This is a genomic window from Thiomicrolovo immobilis, from assembly GCF_039645955.1.
GTDB classification, from domain to species: Bacteria; Campylobacterota; Campylobacteria; order Campylobacterales; family Sulfurimonadaceae; genus Thiomicrolovo; species Thiomicrolovo diazotrophicus.
In genome coordinates, this window is sequence record NZ_CP147916.1 from 1,491,687 (window position 1) to 1,508,099 (window position 16,413).

A 16,413-nucleotide genomic window follows, 5' to 3' on the forward strand; every position below is an offset into this window, starting at 1 on the left:
TGCACGCTATAATGGCAACCATTTATACCGCTATAAAAGGTTCCCTGGATGCAAATATTTTTTCTCCGGCTCTCACTCTTTATCGCCACGCTGGTCGCCCTCACGGCCTGTTTCGAACCCGAAACCCCGCAGGAGGCGGCAGCCGCGTTCTGGAGCGCCGTGGAGCGCAGCGATGCGGGCGATGCGGTCCGCTACTCCACCCTGGAGGACGAAGCGGCGTTCGACGCCTTCGGTCGCTCCTGGCAGGGGGCCGATGCGACGGTTGAAAAGGTCGTCATCGAGGGGAGAGAGGCGCAGATCGTCTCCAAGATCACCGCGCCGGAGGGAAGCGATCTGCCCGCCACCGTGACGACCTACCTCGTCCAGCGCGACGAAACGTGGCTCGTCGACTACGCGCGCACGGCGGAGGGGATGCGCGGCAACGCCCTCACCGCCCTCTTTGCGGAGCTCACCAAGATCACCCAGGACCTGGCCGGACGGCTGAACAGCACCTCCGGCGACCTGCAGCGCCAGCTGGAGACGATGCGCGGGCAGATGGACGCCTATGCCGAGACGCTCAACCGGCAGATGTCCGAATCCATCGGCCGCTACGGCGGCGTCCTGCGCGAACGCATCGACGAACTGGCCGCGTCGGCCCGTGAAGCGCTCGATGCGAACGGGGAGCAACTGACACCGCAGGAGCAGCAGACGCTGGACGACGTCGCCGGGGAGATGGAGCGCCAAAGCGACACCCTCTCCGAACCGGACGCGGACAACGTCACCGAAGGGACGGAAAAAGCCCTTGCGGCCCAGCAGAAACTGCTGATGCTCGACGAAGAGACCCTGGAGCGCTATCAACGGCAGTGGATCGAGTGGCGCGACCGGTTCGAACAGGAAGCCAAAGCCTTCTTTGACGCCCTGAATGCCGAACTCCGAAAACAGAAGGAGTGAGGCGCTCCCTCCGCCTCCCGCTTCCCTACCATCTCCCCTCCCCCGACTAAAAACCTTTTAAAATTTTTTAAAAAAATGTTTAATAAAGTTATTAATGCTAAAATTATTTTTAGGCACCGTCCCTCGGTGTCGTCGAGAAGGAGAACCATGCGACCGATCATCGCGATACTACTACTGTTAATCACGGCGGCGTCCCTCACGGCCGCCACCACCAAGGTCATCGTCGTCGGGGCGTTTCATACCCCCGAAGGGGCGCAGCAGCGCGTCGATACGCTCAAGGGGTATCTGCGCTACGAGCCGGAGAGCTACGCCTTGCAGCGCGCCGGATACTATACCTACGGCGTACGCAGCGCGGCCCCTTACTACGTTGCCGTGCTCTACCGTTTCCGCAATTTTGACGAACTGCTGACGGTACGCAACAGCATCAAAAAGATCTATCCCGATGCTTACGTCAAGAACAACATGAACTTTACACGGCCCCTCGGCGCTGCCACACCGGCATCGTCCGCGGCGGGCTCGGAAGCGGCTGTATTCGAACCGGCAGCCGCTCCGGCATCGGAAAGTGTCATGACAGCGACGGATACGAGTGTCGTGGAGACGGTACCGGGCACGGAAGTGACGGCGATGAGAACCCCAGGGTCGCTTTCGGCGGCTTCCATCACCCCGGAAACGACGGGGCCGTCCTTTCTGCCGCTGCTGATCGCGGAGCTCCTGGGCGGTGCGGCATTCATTATGCTCTTTGCGGGCAGACGCCAGCCGGTGCAGGGGTAGTTCAGAGCTGTTTGACGCTGAGGAGCGCTCCGCCCGGTGCGATCACCGCGGAGAGGTGCACGGTACAGGACTCGCCCCGGTAGTTCAGCGCCGAGAAGGTCGTCATGACACCCATGTTCTGCCCGACGGCATAGGCGAGCGTCCTGATATGCGCGTAGCTTTCGGGCACCCGCAGCCGTTGACGGATAAAACGGGCCAATACGGGGTGGATGCCGTCGTGCGTCACGGTGAGCCGTGGTGTATCCGGCACCTCATCTCTTCGCGGCAGTGCCGCCGCCCTTAATGCCGTGACGGGTACTCTACGCCGCACTGCATCTCGGTATGCCGGGGTCATTGTCATCACCTTTTCCTCCCGAAAGCGTCAATAAAAGCACACTATACACCCCGAGTATCACAGCCGTGTTACAACCGAATCCGATGATTTTTATCCTCCAAACATGTGAAAAAACGGCAAAGCACAGTATTTTTACCGCAAAAAAAAGTTAGACAAAGTTCCGAATGCTAAAATAACCTTCTCTCATTGGTGCTATCGGGCGCCATATTCATTAAAGGAGTTGCATGCGTCTGGCCACCCTATCGTTTTTACTGTTTCTGTCGGCGGTCTCGCTTGCGGCCGCGACGACAGAAGCCATCATTGCGGGGGCGTTCCAGACGGAACAGGATGCGGCACAGCGTATCGAAGCCCTGCAGTGGTACCTGCAGCAGGACCCCGACGTCGGTCCCCTGCAGCAAACGGGTGCCTTTAGCTACAACGTACGCAACGCCGCGCCGGGCTTCCTGGCCGTGTTGTATCGTTTCCGCAGCAGCGCCGAGCGCAAGATCGTACTCGATACGATCCGGAAACTGCACCCCAAGGCCTACATGAGCGACGGCGGTGAAATCATTGCCGGCGTTTTCCAAAGCAAAGTAGAAGCGCAGCAGCGCAACGAGGCACTCCATTGGTACCTGCAGCACAACCCCGACACCGGCAGCCTGCAGAACGAACACGCCTTCGCCTACGCCGTCAGCGGCGGATCGCAGACCTTTCTTGCCGTCCTGGAACAGTTCCGCAGCAGCGCCGAAGCCAACACCGTCCTCAAAAGCATCCGGAAGCTGCATCCCAACGCCTACATCGCGAAGGACCTCAATGCCCTGCAGCCGGTCATTACGGAACCGCTCGAACCGCAGGCCATGGCGGCCGCCAAAACACCGGCCGAGACACCGGCTAAGATAACGGAAGCGCCGAAGGCCGAAGCGGCGGCACCTGCCCCCGAGACGAAGCCCCGGGTCGTGGAAGAACCCGCGAGTAACAACGCCACCACCCCGGCGGAAACGGCTGTGACGAAGCCGGCCGCCGCCAAGCATATCCCGACGACACAGTCCTTCCACCGCACCACCCCTTTCGAGGTGACCGGTGACACCGAAGCATCGGACGAGTCCATGCTCTCCTCCGTCGTCACGCTGCTCCTCGCCGAACTGCTGCTCGGCGGCGCGGCGCTGATGCTCTTCTTCCGCAAACGCACCCACTGATTCTTCCCCCCGGCGGGAACGCGCGTCGTGAACGCCGCTTGCATATGGATAGGCAATGGAAACCCTTTACTGCGAACACTGTGCCAAAAGCTACCGGGTCAGACCCGAAGACATCCGCCTCGTCCTCCGGCACGGCCGCGGACTTGAAAAAAAAGAGACGGAGTACCGTTTCACCCAGGGCTGTTTTTTCAAAACGCTGACGGCCCTGAAACGCGAACATTCCCGCCGCTGACCGCAACGCCTCTCACGATTATTTAACGATTTCCCGTTATACTGGACCTATCAATCAAGGAGGATGCCATGCGATACAGCAACTTCATCTCAGTGACAGCAGCACTGCTCATCGGTTCGGCCGGGCTGCATGCGGCCCCTGACCATGACGGCAGGAAGGATAACGACCGGGGCGGTTCCAAACAGGAACGTTCCTATAATAATAAGCAGGACCGCGCTTATAGCCAGGAGCGTTCCAACAGCCGAAGCAACACCCTCGGGCAGGAGATACGCCGCGACCGTACCCAGCCCTCGAAGGGTGAGATCCGCCGTGAAGAGGTTCGCCGTTCCGAACCCCAGAAGTACACCCCGCACCCGGTGAGACCCGCGCCGGTCGTCCGGCCCAACCAGCGCGAGGAGAACCGCTACACCGAACAGCGTACAGTGCGCCCGCAGAAAGGGGACCAGCGTAACGTCGGCAAACGGGTCGCTCCGCCCGCCAAAGGGGGTGTCGTCCATATCGACAAGCATAAGCACTACTACCGCCCGCCGGGTGCCCGTCCTCTGACCTACTACCAGCGCCCGGGCTATGTCGTACGCAGCCTGCCGCGCGTGGCCATCTCGCTGAGCCTCGGCGGCCTCGTCTTCTACTATGCCGACGGCCTCTACTACCGCCACCACGACCGGGGCTTCATCGTCGCCGCACCGCCGGTGGGGCTGGTCGTCCGTACCCTGCCGGTGGGCTACACGGTCTTTGTGCACAGCGGGCTCACCTACTACTATTACGCGGACGTCTACTATACCTGGGACACCTACCGCAACGCCTACCGCGTCGTCAACCCCCCGGTGACCTACTACGACGTCGAGTTTGCCCCCGGCCAGGTCCTGGATTACCTCCCCGACGGCGCCTACAGCGTCACGATCAACGGGGCGCAGTACTACCGCTATGCGAATACCTACTTCATGCAGGCCATCCAGGGCGACCGCGTCGTCTATATCGTCGTGACGCCGTAAAGCGGGTCGCATGATCCCCTTCAACCATCTCGGTTGGGTCTTCAGCCGATTCGGCGCGGCGGTCTACCCCGCGGCCGCCGTCTCCCATCTCTGTACATCCCTTCGTTCCCTTCCTCCCGGCGCCGATCTCCTCGACCTCGGCGCGGGAACGGGTACCCTGGGCAACTATGCGCTCGGCTGCCGGGACGATCTCCGTCCCGTCGCCGCCGACCCCGCCGAGGGGATGCTGCGCTACCTTCCTGAGAGCGTCGAACGTTTTGCGGCCCGGGCCGAGGCCCTCCCCTTCGAGGCGGACCGTTTCGACGCCGTCGTGGTGGGCGAGGCGCTGCACCACTTTGACGTCCCCGAAGCGGCCCTCGACGAGATCGCCCGCGTGCTCAGACCCGGCGGGCTTCTCTTTATCTACGACTTCGATCCCTCTACCCTGCTGGGCGCTGCCCTGAAGCGGGCGGAAAAGCTGCTGGGCGAACCGGGCCACTTCTATCCGCCGGACACCCTTTCCGCGCTGCTGCTGCGGCGGGGCTTTTCCGGCACCGACATCCGTCACGGCTGGCGCTATACCCTCGCCGCAACGCTCGGGGCCTAGGAAGGGCGTGTTTGCCTATTCCCCCGTTTCGTTGTAAAATTTCCCTATCCCACCGCTAAGGCCGCACCATGCAGATCACGAAGAACACCCTTGTCACCCTCAACTACGAGCTCACAACCGCCGACGGCACGCTGCTGAACCCCGACGACACGGAGCTGATGTACCTGCACGGCGGCTACGGCCAGATCTTCGCTAAGCTGGAAGCGGCGCTCGAAGGCAAGCAGGTCGGAGACGACGTCTACGTCGCCCTCTCCCCCGCCGAATCCTTCGGGGAGTACGACGGCTCCCTCGTTGTCGAGGAGGCCCTCTCCGAACTTCCAGACGATCTCGAGGTCGGCATGGAAATCGAAGGGCACCTCGAGTCCAATCCCGACGACGTGATCATCTACACCGTCAAGGAGATCCGCGGCGACGAAGCGGTCCTCGACGGCAACCACCCCCTCGCCGGCAGCAGCCTCGTCTTCGACGGAACGGTCAAGGAGATTCAGCCCCTAGATGAAGCGGCCGTCCGCGAACTCCTCGCACACGAGCACCATCACCACTGATGCTGGCTGTCCTGCAGCGGGTGACGGCCTCCTCCGTCAGCGTGGAGGGCCGCGAAGTCGCCGCGATCGGGAGGGGGCTTACCCTCTTGCTAGGTGTGCTTGAGGGGGACACGGAGAAAGACGCGGATAAGCTCCTGTCCAAGATCCTTCCTCTGCGCATTTTTGCCGACGAAGCGGGGAAGATGAACCGCTCCCTGCTTGACGTCGGGGGCGAGCTGCTCGTCGTCTCCCAGTTCACCCTGGCCGCCGACGTCAAAAAAGGGCGGCGCCCCTCCTTCGACGCCGCCGCACGGCCGGCGGAAGCCGAACGGCTCTACTGCTACTTCATTACGCAGGCGTCCCGGAACATTCCGGTCCGGCACGGCGTCTTCGGCGCCCACATGGATGTGCGCATCGCGAACGACGGCCCTGTGACGATCATGATCGATTCGAAAACGCTCTGATGGTCGTACTGCTCGCCGCCCTTCGGCGCTATGCCTCCCTGCCCCTTTTTGTCCTGCTGGCAGCAAACCTCTACCCGCTTTATGGCGTCCTGGAACTGGGATGGGGCGTGTTTGAGCTGATCTTTCTGTACTGGATGGAGAACGTCGTCATCGGCTTTTTCAATGTGCTCAAGATGATCACCAACCGTCCCGAGGAGCTGGCCGGCAATCTCGGCAAGCTCTTTCTCATCCCCTTTTTCATCTTCCACTACGGCATGTTCGCCTATGCCCACGGCATCTTCGTCATCGCGCTCTTTGCACCGGAGGAGCTGCACCTGAGCGTCTTCGGCCTCGCCGATTACATCTACCACCGCGACGTGCTGTTCGGCAACGGCATCCTCACCGCCCTGACGCTGCTCATCGTCAGCCATGCCGTCTCTTTCTATGTCGATTACATCCGCAGCGGCGAATACGAACGCACCACCCTCTCGGACTGGATGGGCGCCCCCTACGGCCGGGTCGCCGTCCTGCACATCGGGCTGATCGGCGGCGGCTTTCTCGTCGCGGCGCTGGGCCAGCCCCTCGCCGCTCTGATCGTCCTGCTCTTTTTGAAGGTCGGAATGGACGCGCGCTCCCTGGCGCTGCGCCACGCCTCCGTACGGCGGAAACATCCGGTGGATTAATATGATTTTTTGATAATCACCTATCTGTATCGAGTGATTATTTTTTATCCATAGAACCGTCAACATTTCCCTCTGCCTTGTCGTACACTTCCGTATCTTATGCGGAGGTCATTATGGCATCAAAAGAGAATTACATTCAGAACATCCGAAATGCACGGACCCATCAGCTTAAATGGGTCAACCAGATCAAGCTGATGGTCTCCGGGGTCAGCAGTGAAAAGGATGCGGTGCCCGTCAACCAGTCCGACAGCGACTTCAGCCGATGGCTCTACGACGATGCGATGGTGTTTTCGACGTCCAACGCCAAAAGCGTCATTGACGAAATGATCGAGCTCCATACCAACTGCTACGACATCTATCTCAAGATCTATGCCACGCTCTTCGCCGGGAAATCGGGGGGATTGATGGGGGTGTTCGGTTCAAAAAAAGCGAGTGCCAGCGACCTGAAACTCGCCCAGAACTACTATGAAGAGCTTCTGCCTGCCTCTGACAGCCTGCTCAAACGGCTGCGGGCTTTCGAGAGCGTCATGCTCGCCACCCCGCAGACCAAGTTTGACGAACTGATCGTCGCCCCGACGCCTGAGGCACCCGCCGCGCCGAAACCCGAAACGACCGGGACAAAGCAGAAACTCTACTTCCGCGGACAGCTTATCGAGGGGTAAACCCCCGCCTAGTAATCCGTAAAAATGGTGTAGGTCGTCATGTCGCACGGCACCCATACACCCGTTCTCTCAACGACGTACCCGTCCTCATACTCTACCCGAATATCGTAATTCTGGTCGCATTCATAGATATCCACGACAAGATCGTCCCCCGGGTAAAGCACATCGGCGCCCAGCAGCTCCTCGCCCCAGCTCGAAGCCAGGGAGGGAGCGGCATAGGCATACCAGATGCTGCCCCAGGAGGTCTCGTCGTTGTGGATCACGAGCGTCGCCGGCACATAGGGAAGATGGGAAGGGTTGTCCTCGACATAGATGAAACAGCCCGACAACAGCCACAGGGGCATCGCGAGCGCCGCCAGTCGGAGCATCAGCTTACTGCGCTTCATCGGACACCTCCGGTTTCGGGAGATAGAAGATGTTGGGCAGTTCGCGGTCATGCAGCTTGCCGAAATCTTTCGCCGGTTTGGCACCCGCCGGGACGGCTTCGGGCTTCTCCACGGCCTCGGGGTGGGCATGAAGCCGTACAATCTCGCGCACCTGGGGCGGCTGCGGCGCCAGCGGCGCGGCGGCATAAAGGGTCGCCGCAGCGAGGGCTGCCGCGCTCCATGGAATAAATCGTTTCATAATCGCTCCTTTATCTTTTTGAGAGTATCCCATACAATCATGAAGCGAATGTGAAGCCCGCAGGAACGGCAGATGCATCCGTTCAGGCACAATATCTACGTGTAAGGAATCCGCTATGGAATACCATGTCATCATCGAAAAACTTTGCAGTTGCGCCAAGAAAAAAGGGCTGGACCAGATCGTCACCTACGACAATAAAGAGAGCGCCAAAAGCGCGGCGGACGCCCAGCTGTCGCTTATGAAAAACAGCTTCTGCGGCAAGCACCACTTCGACGTGACCGAAGTGGATGACCACTTTGTCATCGGGATGCTCCAGGGCGGCTGCGGCTGCGGTACCCACGAGCACCACTAAGGCGTCCGCGCCTCAGTGCTGTACGCGCAGGAACACCTGAAAAAAGGGTAAAACCTCCAAGTCCTCCGGATCGATACTGACCCTGCCGTCATCCGCGACGCTGGCAATGATCTCCACCATCTTATCCTCGCTGTAAAAACTGAGCAGTGCCGCATCCTCGCTCTTCTCCTCCAACAGTCCCAGCCCCGTACTTCGTACCAGATCGCGCAGCGCCTCCGCCGAATCGAAAACGGCGGCGGTAATCGCCGTCAGAAAGGCGGCAAAGGGTTCGCAGCGTACTTCGCAAAGCAGGCAATCCTTTTCAGAGCGGCTGATGCCGCGGTTCTCAAACTGGATAAAATCGTATTGTTGCAAGACGTCAAGATCCTCCATGGATATCTCGCGCGAAGCGTACACGGATTTGAGTGCATTGAACGTTGATAACATCGTTACCTCCTCTCGCCCGGTGGCGGGCGTGTCGTTCTGTGACTGCATATTCCGTGCGATGACGGGCATCGTATGAAAGTTGCACTCGTCTCGCCAACGCCCCGGGCGTACCGAAGGAGACAGCGATGGAAGAACTGACGCTCGGCGTCGCGACGATGGATGAAACCCACGCGGACTTTCTTCGTCAGCTCGATGCCGTCAAACAGGCGACGGGAAGCGCCTTCATTGAGGGATTTGCCGCCCTTGTCGAGCATACGGAGACGCACTTCGCCATGGAAGAGGAGATGATGCGTTCGCTCGCTTTTTACGGCCTGCAGGAGCACCTGGACGAACACGAGACCCTGCTCTCGGAGATGCGCTACTTCCTGCAGAAGGCACGTAAGCTCCCCCCATTCGGACGCTCCTATATCGACGACTACGCCTATGAGAAGTTCCGGCGCCATATCATCAACATCGACTCCCAGCTGGCGATGTTCCTCAAAAGCCTCGAAACGGAGGCGGTACATGGCTGAGACCCTTCCCACACACGCCGCCGTACAGATGCCGGCGCTGATCTATGGTACGGCCTGGAAGAAGGAGCAGACCGCTCCCCTCGTCGAGGCGGCGCTGCGCTGCGGATTCCGCGGCATCGATACGGCCTGCCAACCCCGCCACTACCATGAAGCCGGCGTCGGCGAGGCCCTGGCGAAGATGCGCGGCGAAGGGCTCGAGCGCGAAGCGGTCTTTCTGCAGACGAAATTCACCCCCGTTGACGGGCAGGACCCGGAAAATACTCCCTACGACCGCAACGCCCCGCTCCCCGAGCAGGTAGCGCAGTCGTTTCGCGTCTCCCTGGACAATCTGCGCACCGGGTATGTCGATTCGTACGTCCTGCACTCGCCCCTCTTCCCGTTTGCGCGCCTCCTCTCCGTCTGGCGAGCGATGGAAACGATCGCCGCGGACGGCGGTGCGCGGCAGCTGGGAATCAGCAACTGCTACGAACTGCGTACCCTGCAGCGGCTCTTCGACGAGGCGGAAATCAAACCGGCCGTGCTGCAGAACCGCTTCTACGCCGATTCCGGCTACGACGTCGAACTGCGCGCCTTCTGCGATGCCAACGGTATCCGCTACCAGAGTTTCTGGAGCCTGACTGCCAACCCCCACCTGCTCGGCAGCGAACCGGTCATCCGCGCCGCAATGGCACGTCGCGTCGGCACGCCGCAGATCTTTTACGCCTACCTGATCGCCAAAGGGATTACCCCCCTGGACGGCACTACCTCGTCGGTGCATATGCAAGAGGACCTGCACGTCACGGATATCCGCCTGGCACCCGAGGAGATCGCGGCGATCGACCGCCTGCTTCTCTCCTGACGCACCGCACCGTTTCGCGCAGGGATTTTCAAAAATAGACAGCGTCAAAACACGATTGATTAAAAGTTGATCATTTTGTTGTTCATGCTGTTTCCAAAATATCCTATACTGTTCTTACCCGTAAAAGGGTAAGCATTCCGATGCGATTGATTTGTAAAGGCTCTCTTTGAGAGCCGCCATTACGTTTTTGTTCTTCTACTCCCTTGCATTCGCGGTGCTGCTGTCACCGCGAACCTTTCTCAAAAAAATATTTACAACTGAAACTGCATAGAAAATTCGGCATAAAGCGCCAGGAGAGTGTCCCGGCCGCAGCGGCCGGCACGGGGGAGGAAAAACTGTGTTGCGAAGCGTTGCGGCTATTTCTTTGCCGCTTTCGCCTCCGCTTTCTTCTCAAGATCGTAGAAGTAGTTCGTTGCTTCGACGAAACCGTCGACGCTTCCGCAGTCGAACCGTTTGCCTTTGAACCTGTAGCCGAGGACCATCCCTTTTTTCGCCTGGGTCAGCAGGGCATCGGTGATCTGCAGCTCGCCGTTTTTGCCCGGCTTGGTGTTTTTGATCACCTCGAAGATATCCGGTGTCAGGATATAGCGGCCGATAATGGCGAGGTTGGAAGGGGCTTTGTCGTTATCGGGTTTTTCCACCATGTCGTCGACCATGAAAACGCCCTCCTCGATCTCGCGGCCGGCGATAACGCCGTATTTGTAGACCTGGTCTTTCGGGACCTCCATGATGGCGACGATACAGCACTTGTACTTGTTGTACAGATCCACCATCTGCTTGAGCACCCCGTCCCCCGCCGGATTGATACAGAGGTCGTCGGCGAGGATGACGGCAAAGGGAGCGGTCTCGCCGACAAGGACTTTCCCCTTGTAGATGGCATCGCCGAGCCCCTTCATCTCGTTCTGGCGCGTGTAGGTGAAGGTGCAGTTGTCGATCAGGCGGCGGATATCTTTGAGCAGCGACTCTTTCGAGGAGCCTTTGATCTGATGTTCAAGCTCGTAGCTGATGTCGAAGTGGTCGGTGATGGCACGCTTGCCCCGGCCGGTAATGACAGCCATGACATCGCAGCCCGCCTCGTTGGCCTCTTCGACCCCGTACTGGATCAGCGGCTTGGTCAGGATCGGCAGCATCTCTTTGGGCATCGCCTTGGTCGCGGGCAGAAACCGCGTGCCGTATCCGGCCGCGGGAAATAAACATTTTGTAATCATTCAAACTCCTTTTCATTGATGATGGGCAACACGCTGTTGCAACACTCTTCGAACGCCTCGACATCGATACGGCATTTTATCCACATCACACCGTAACCTTCAATCTGCAGCGTTCCAGAGGTTACATGGATGTTACCGATGCACTCCGTCGCGGCGAGCTCGATGTAATCGGGCAGACGGAAATTCACCGTCTCATTGCTGAAGTTATGCACGGCCAGCATATGGCTGTCCATGTCGCGGCTCTCGCGCTGGAGGCAGAAGAGCGAGGGGTGCAGATTCAGGAACACAAAGGGACCGAAAGGGTCGAAAGCCGTCTCGTTGATCCGGATGGAGAGCAGACGCTTGTACGCCAGATAGACCCGCCGCTCCAGGCTCCCCTCCTTCTGCAGCTGTTCATCAAGCCAGTTGGAGTTGAACTTCTCGCGGTTGATGGAGCGGTTGATGCCCGTCATCTTGACGCCCTCGAGGTAGTTGCGCGAACCGAAAAGCGAATGGAAGTAGATCCCCGGCACCCCCGGCATGGCCAGGGCCACGGCCTGGGTCAGGAGCATCCGTTTGGCCCGGACGGCGTCATCCTCCTCGGGCGAAGTGAGCAGATCAATGTAGCTGCAGTTGAGCTCGTAGGGGCTCTCCGTGCCGTCGGCATTCGCCCGGTAGGAGACAAGTCCCCCCGAACGTTTGGCGGCCGCTTCGAGGACCCCGATCTCGCTCTCGCTGAGGATCTCGCTGACGGGCCGCAGCCCCACCCCGTCGTGCGATGCGGTAAAGTTGAAGAAACAGACCTTGTCGCTGGGCAGCTTCAGCGTCCGTGCCCAGGAGAGCAGTTTGGTCGGGTTCCCCGTCAGCACCGCGTGCGCCAGCAGCGGGGGCAGCGCAAAGTTGTACACCATCTGCGCCTCGTCGTCCCCGCTGCCGAAATAGGAGACGTTCTCCTGGTGCGGGACGTTCGTTTCGGTGATGATGATGACCTCGGGCGCGACCTTGTGCAGCACCTCCCGCATCAGCTGGATCAGTTCGTGGGTCTGCTCCAGGTGAACGCAGGGGGTTCCGATCTCCTTCCAGACGAAGGCGATGGCGTCAAGGCGCAGCAGCGTCGCCCCCTTTTCGATGTAGAAGAAGAGCGCATCGAGCACCGCCAGCAGCACCTTGTAGTTGGCGTAGTTGAGGTCAACCTGGTCCCGGCTGAAGGTCGTCCAGATATAGCGGATGCGTCCCTCGGCATCCTTGAACTCGTGCAGCAGCGGCGAGGTCCGGGGACGCACGACCTCGCTCAGATCCAGTGTGGGGTCGGCATCGATGAAAAAGTCGGCGTAGGCGTGATCGCCCTCGAGATACTTTTTGAACCAGTTCGAGAACTGGGAGACGTGGTTGATGACCGCGTCGAACATCAGGCGGAAATGGGTACCGAGCAGCTCCACTTCGCCCCAGGAGCCGCAGTGCGGGTCAACCGCTTTGTAATCGACGACGGAGAAACCGTCATCGGAGGAGTAGGGGTAAAACGGCAGCAGGTGGACCGAATTGACCAGACCGTCGATATGCGAGAAGAGAAAGTCGTTGAGCTCTTTGAGCGGCGGTTCGGGCGGACTCTGCACCTGGTCGCCGTAGGTGATGAGAATGGCATCCTTCTCGCTGAGCTGATAGTGGTGGGAATCGATCCGCTCTCGGTAGGTGTTGATCAGCTCCCGTATGCCCGTATAAGCTTCGTCCGCGTCGTCGGCGCTGTAGAGGACCGACAGACGCTCCCGTATGGAGTGCGGTTCATACTGGATCATCCGCTATGCCTCCTGTGCATCCAATGCGACGGCACGGGCGAATTTTTCCGAGAACTCCGGCAGGACCGAGCGGACGGTAATCCACGGGGACATCGACGGCACCCCCAGCGGGTTCTCGAAGAACTCCCTGGCCGCCTCCTCGATGGCGTCCTGGAAGGCTTCGACCGCGCCGATCTCCTTCTCGCGGTTGTATTCGAGGCCGTTGAGCTTCGAGAGGGCCACGTACTTGGAGATCTCGAAACGCGACTCCTGGAAGTACGTCGCCAGCAGGGTCTTGAAATGCGACTCCGTAAAGACGATCCCCTCCTGCGCCATCACCCGGAAGAGCGCCTTGGCGATGTCGCCGGCCATTTTGTAGACGCCGCCGCCTTCGGTCTTGTTCCCGAGGTCCTGGTGTTTGTGCTCGTAGGTATCCATGATCTCCGTCTGGCAGATACGGCGGTTGGAGGTGTTTTTGTAGACCTCGCTGAGTGTCGAGACCTCCAGGCCCCAGGTCGGCGAGATGGCGATACCGCGTCCCAGCGAACGGATAAAGGCGAACTCCCCCGAAAGCGCGTAGCGGAAGCTGTCCATGTATTCGAGGTAGCGGTTCTTGCCCATCACCTTCTCCAGCGCATGGATCAGCGGGGTGTAGAAAAGGCGCGTGACCCTGCCGTGGAGCTTGTTCGTCACCCGGGAGTAGTACCCTTTGTTGAACTCGTAATCCAGGGCCGGGTGGACGATGGGGTAGAAAAGACGGGCGACGATCTCGCGCGAGTAGTTGACGATGTCGCAGTCATGCAGGGCGAAGGCGTAGTTCTCCTCCCCCGTCAGGCCGTAGCCGATCATCGTCCAGACGTTGCGCCCCTTGCCGGGATCTTTCAGGCAGGGGAAACCTTCGCGGGTCAGCTCCGCGTAGAGCTCCTGGATACGCGGGCCGTCATTCCAGAGGACGTCCACTTCGCAGGGGAGCTGCACCATCAGTTTTTTTACCTCGAGGAACTGCTCGTGGGTCGCGCGGTCGAGTCCGAGGATGATGCGGTGCAGGTAACGGACATGCTTCAGCTCCTCGATGATTGTATGCATCGCCGGCGTTTCGAACTCGCTGTAGAGCGCAGGCAGCAGCAGGACCATCTTGCGGCGTTCGGACATGTGTTCCAGGTCCTTTTCCATTGCCTCGAGACTTCTGTCCCCTACCCGTTGCAGTGATGTGATCACCCCGTTTTGAAAAAAGTCAGCCATTATCCTCTCCTTTGTAAGCTAATACCACATCCATGACATTGGTGCCGGTGTAGCCGGTCTTGATCAGGGCCTCTTTGCCTGCGAAGAACGTGTTGGAGTCGAAACGCGCCAGAGCGTCGTCGATCTCCGCGGTGCTGCAGCGCCGGAATAGCGTATCGGAAATGCGCGCCCCCGCCGCATCCGAATTGCCGTCGATCCCGTCCGTGCCTGCACAAATGATATCGTAACTGCACTCCGTCCCCAAATGCCGGAGGCAGAGCAGTGCAAAATGCTGGTTCCGGCCGCCCCGGCCGCCGCCGGAGACCGTGACCGTCGTTTCGCCCCCTTGCAGCAGAAGGGTGCCCGGCGGCAGCGATTTGAAACGGCGGCAGAACGCCTCCGCCGCCTCGGCGACATCCCCCTCGATGGGGGTTTCGACCACCCGCACGTCGCGGCCGTGTTCCACGCCGCAGGCTGCCGCGGCTGCCAGGGCCTGCTTGTTGCTGCCGATGAGCAGATGTTTCACCGTCGGGAGCGGAAGCGTCGGCGTTTCGGGAACGCCCCCCTTCTCCCCCTTCGTCAGTACCTCGCGTACCGTCTCGGGCAGCCTTTCCATCAACCCTCTGTCCCGCAGAAGCGCCGTCACGTCGGCGTAGGTGCTCCGGTCGCAGTACAGCGGTGCGGAGCCGATCGTTTCCAGATCGTCCCCGATGACGTCGGAGACGACCAGGACAAGCACCGTCGCCCTGGTCATCTGCGCCAGCCGTCCCCCCTTGATCATGGAGAGGTGCTTGCGCACGCTGTTCGTCTCTTCGATGCTGCAGCCGTTTTCCAGCAGCAGACGGGTCGTCTCCGCCATCGCCCCGAGCGTGACCGGGGGCAGCGGTTTTTCGATCAGTGCGGAGGTACCGCCGCTGAGCAGAAAAAGGATCAGGTCCCCTTCGCCCGCCCGGGCAAACTGTTCCATCAACCGCTCGGCGGCTTCGACGCTCTCTTCGGAGGGGAGGGGATGGGTGCTGTGGACGTAGGTGCAGTAGCCGAGCGGACGTTCCGCTTCGGGGGTGACGATGATCCCGCCGGCGATCCGCTCTCCCAAAATGGCTTCGCACGCTTCGGCCATCGGCAGCGCGGCTTTGCCCGCGCCGCAGAGATAGAGGTTGCCGTAGCGCTCCAGGTCCAGCCGCTCGCCGCCGACGGAGAGCACTCCGTCATGCAGCCGCATCCGGCCCGGCAGCATACGCTGGGGCATCACCGCGTCAATCGCGGCATCGAAGAGGGATGCCAGTTCAGGCAACACCGAAGAGCTCCTGCAATACGGCGTTCCAGCCCCTGGGGCCCGGATAGGGGGCCTTGATGAGATTGGGAAGGTTGATGGCGGCGTAACTGCCGTCGTGCTTGGGAATGAGGACCGGGATGTCGACGCTCTGCAGCATCGAGAAATCGTTCTCGCTGTCGCCCAGCGCGATGGAACTGAAACGGATCCCCGTCGACGCTTCCGCGCGCTCGAGCAGTGCCTGGACAGCGCTGCCCTTACTCTGGTTGCGTCCGATAAGATGGTAGAAACGCCCCCCTTTGGTCACCGTGAACCCCTCGGCCGAGACGGTGGCGACCAGTTCGTCGAACAGGCTCTCGTCTTCCATAATGAAGGGTTCGGAGCAGTAGCGCGTCTTGGCCATCACCGCCCCTTCGGTGTGCAGTCCCGTCCGTTCGGCGACCTCGTCATGGTGCATATGCGAAAAGCCGCGGAGACGGAAGCGGGATTTCAGGCTGTCGAGCAGGTTCGTACAGGCGTCGTAGGCGGCACCCAGGGTGATCACCTCGTAGTCGGCCTCGTGGTCTGCGCCGTAGAAGCGGCTGCAGCAACGCGGGATGAAGATCGCTCCGCCGTTTTCCACGATAAAAGGGGCGCAGAGCCCCATCTTCTCCTGGAGTTTGACGGCTTCGGGCTGTGTTTTACTGGTAACGAACACCAAGGGTATCTCTTCACGTATCAGGTAGTCGATCGCGGGCTGGGCCGCAGAATGCGAGTAGGTTTCGTGGTCAAGCAGTGTGGCATCGAGGTCAGTGAAAACGATGTAGTGCGGCGAATCAGACATTCGCTTTGCCTTGCATGTTTATCATGTCCCCATTGTAACATCACTGGGGGCGT

Annotated in this window: 22 protein-coding genes; 13 read left to right on the plus strand and 9 right to left on the minus strand. The window is 60.1% G+C overall.

The annotated features are described in order from the left end of the window. The first annotated feature begins 48 nt into the window (after positions 1-48). Both WCX72_RS07685 and WCX72_RS07690 read left to right on the plus strand, forming a co-directional pair. A complete protein-coding gene (locus WCX72_RS07685) occupies positions 49-930 on the plus strand; it encodes a hypothetical protein (RefSeq protein ID WP_345969242.1) in 882 nt (293 codons plus the stop codon). A gap of 147 nt (positions 931-1,077) precedes the next feature. Beyond that, positions 1,078-1,701 carry a hypothetical protein gene (locus tag WCX72_RS07690; protein ID WP_345969243.1) on the plus strand — a complete coding sequence of 208 codons (624 nt, stop codon included), beginning with the start codon at positions 1,078-1,080 and terminating at the stop codon, positions 1,699-1,701. 1 nt (position 1,702) lies between these two features. On the opposite strand, the gene WCX72_RS07695 is transcribed toward WCX72_RS07690, so the two are convergent. Then, a complete protein-coding gene (locus WCX72_RS07695) occupies positions 1,703-1,951 on the minus strand; it encodes a hypothetical protein (protein ID WP_345969244.1) in 249 nt (82 codons plus the stop codon). Positions 1,952-2,259: 308 nt separating this feature from the next. Here WCX72_RS07695 and WCX72_RS07700 point away from each other — a divergent pair, with 308 nt between their 5' ends. The 8 genes from WCX72_RS07700 (at position 2,260) to WCX72_RS07735 (ending at position 7,332) form a co-directional block, all read left to right on the plus strand. Further along, complete coding sequence (locus WCX72_RS07700; RefSeq protein ID WP_345969245.1) at positions 2,260-3,210, plus strand: hypothetical protein; 951 nt, start codon at positions 2,260-2,262, stop codon at positions 3,208-3,210. A gap of 55 nt (positions 3,211-3,265) precedes the next feature. Then, positions 3,266-3,442, plus strand: coding sequence for a hypothetical protein (locus tag WCX72_RS07705; protein WP_345969246.1), 177 nt, complete (start codon positions 3,266-3,268; stop codon positions 3,440-3,442). 68 nt (positions 3,443-3,510) lie between these two features. Continuing rightward, positions 3,511-4,434 carry a DUF6515 family protein gene (locus WCX72_RS07710; protein WP_345969247.1) on the plus strand — a complete coding sequence of 308 codons (924 nt, stop codon included), beginning with the start codon at positions 3,511-3,513 and terminating at the stop codon, positions 4,432-4,434. Positions 4,435-4,444: 10 nt separating this feature from the next. Then, positions 4,445-5,020 carry a class I SAM-dependent methyltransferase gene (locus tag WCX72_RS07715; protein WP_345969248.1) on the plus strand — a complete coding sequence of 192 codons (576 nt, stop codon included), beginning with the start codon at positions 4,445-4,447 and terminating at the stop codon, positions 5,018-5,020. 68 nt (positions 5,021-5,088) lie between these two features. Further along, positions 5,089-5,565, plus strand: a complete 477-nt coding sequence (locus WCX72_RS07720) for an FKBP-type peptidyl-prolyl cis-trans isomerase (RefSeq protein ID WP_345969249.1) — start codon at positions 5,089-5,091, stop codon at positions 5,563-5,565. Beyond that, on the plus strand, positions 5,565-6,008 hold the full coding sequence (gene dtd, locus WCX72_RS07725; protein WP_345969250.1) for a D-aminoacyl-tRNA deacylase: 444 nt from the start codon (positions 5,565-5,567) through the stop codon (positions 6,006-6,008). The genes WCX72_RS07720 and dtd overlap by 1 nt, the downstream gene beginning before the upstream one ends. Continuing rightward, on the plus strand, positions 6,008-6,670 hold the full coding sequence (locus WCX72_RS07730; RefSeq protein ID WP_345969251.1) for a DUF6498-containing protein: 663 nt from the start codon (positions 6,008-6,010) through the stop codon (positions 6,668-6,670). Before dtd ends, WCX72_RS07730 begins: the two co-directional genes overlap by 1 nt. A gap of 113 nt (positions 6,671-6,783) precedes the next feature. Further along, on the plus strand, positions 6,784-7,332 hold the full coding sequence (locus WCX72_RS07735; protein WP_345969252.1) for a hypothetical protein: 549 nt from the start codon (positions 6,784-6,786) through the stop codon (positions 7,330-7,332). Positions 7,333-7,340: 8 nt separating this feature from the next. On the opposite strand, the gene WCX72_RS07740 is transcribed toward WCX72_RS07735, so the two are convergent. Further along, positions 7,341-7,718: a hypothetical protein gene (locus WCX72_RS07740; RefSeq protein WP_345969253.1), complete on the minus strand. Its 378-nt coding sequence runs from the start codon at positions 7,716-7,718 to the stop codon at positions 7,341-7,343. Next, positions 7,705-7,956 carry a hypothetical protein gene (locus WCX72_RS07745; protein ID WP_345969254.1) on the minus strand — a complete coding sequence of 84 codons (252 nt, stop codon included), beginning with the start codon at positions 7,954-7,956 and terminating at the stop codon, positions 7,705-7,707. The genes WCX72_RS07740 and WCX72_RS07745 overlap by 14 nt, the downstream gene beginning before the upstream one ends. 115 nt (positions 7,957-8,071) lie before the next feature. On the opposite strand from WCX72_RS07745, the gene WCX72_RS07750 reads away from it, so the two are divergent. After that, the gene (locus WCX72_RS07750) at positions 8,072-8,308 is read left to right on the plus strand and encodes a hypothetical protein (RefSeq protein ID WP_231018368.1); all 237 of its coding nucleotides are present in this window, start codon (positions 8,072-8,074) and stop codon (positions 8,306-8,308) included. A gap of 12 nt (positions 8,309-8,320) precedes the next feature. Here the strand turns inward: WCX72_RS07750 and WCX72_RS07755 are convergent, their stop codons facing one another. Beyond that, positions 8,321-8,734 carry a hypothetical protein gene (locus tag WCX72_RS07755; protein ID WP_345969255.1) on the minus strand — a complete coding sequence of 138 codons (414 nt, stop codon included), beginning with the start codon at positions 8,732-8,734 and terminating at the stop codon, positions 8,321-8,323. Positions 8,735-8,859: 125 nt separating this feature from the next. Here WCX72_RS07755 and WCX72_RS07760 point away from each other — a divergent pair, with 125 nt between their 5' ends. Next, the gene (locus WCX72_RS07760; protein WP_345969256.1) at positions 8,860-9,246 is read left to right on the plus strand and encodes a hemerythrin family protein; all 387 of its coding nucleotides are present in this window, start codon (positions 8,860-8,862) and stop codon (positions 9,244-9,246) included. Then, on the plus strand, positions 9,239-10,084 hold the full coding sequence (locus tag WCX72_RS07765; RefSeq protein WP_345969257.1) for an aldo/keto reductase: 846 nt from the start codon (positions 9,239-9,241) through the stop codon (positions 10,082-10,084). Before WCX72_RS07760 ends, WCX72_RS07765 begins: the two co-directional genes overlap by 8 nt. Positions 10,085-10,440: 356 nt before the next feature. Here the strand turns inward: WCX72_RS07765 and galU are convergent, their stop codons facing one another. From galU to WCX72_RS07790, 5 genes are read right to left on the minus strand one after another with little or no spacing between them, the layout of a single operon-like run. Continuing rightward, positions 10,441-11,292: a UTP--glucose-1-phosphate uridylyltransferase GalU gene (galU, locus tag WCX72_RS07770; protein WP_345969258.1), complete on the minus strand. Its 852-nt coding sequence runs from the start codon at positions 11,290-11,292 to the stop codon at positions 10,441-10,443. Next, positions 11,289-13,064, minus strand: coding sequence for a sugar phosphorylase (locus tag WCX72_RS07775; protein WP_345969259.1), 1,776 nt, complete (start codon positions 13,062-13,064; stop codon positions 11,289-11,291). The genes galU and WCX72_RS07775 overlap by 4 nt, the downstream gene beginning before the upstream one ends. 3 nt (positions 13,065-13,067) lie before the next feature. Continuing rightward, entirely contained in the window at positions 13,068-14,285 is a 1,218-nt protein-coding gene (locus WCX72_RS07780; RefSeq protein WP_345969260.1) for a glycosyl transferase, read from the minus strand. Beyond that, a complete protein-coding gene (locus tag WCX72_RS07785; RefSeq protein WP_345969261.1) occupies positions 14,278-15,558 on the minus strand; it encodes a DUF4147 domain-containing protein in 1,281 nt (426 codons plus the stop codon). Before WCX72_RS07785 ends, WCX72_RS07780 begins: the two co-directional genes overlap by 8 nt. Further along, positions 15,551-16,360, minus strand: coding sequence for an HAD-IIB family hydrolase (locus tag WCX72_RS07790; RefSeq protein WP_345969262.1), 810 nt, complete (start codon positions 16,358-16,360; stop codon positions 15,551-15,553). The genes WCX72_RS07785 and WCX72_RS07790 overlap by 8 nt, the downstream gene beginning before the upstream one ends. Positions 16,361-16,413 lie beyond the last annotated feature (53 nt).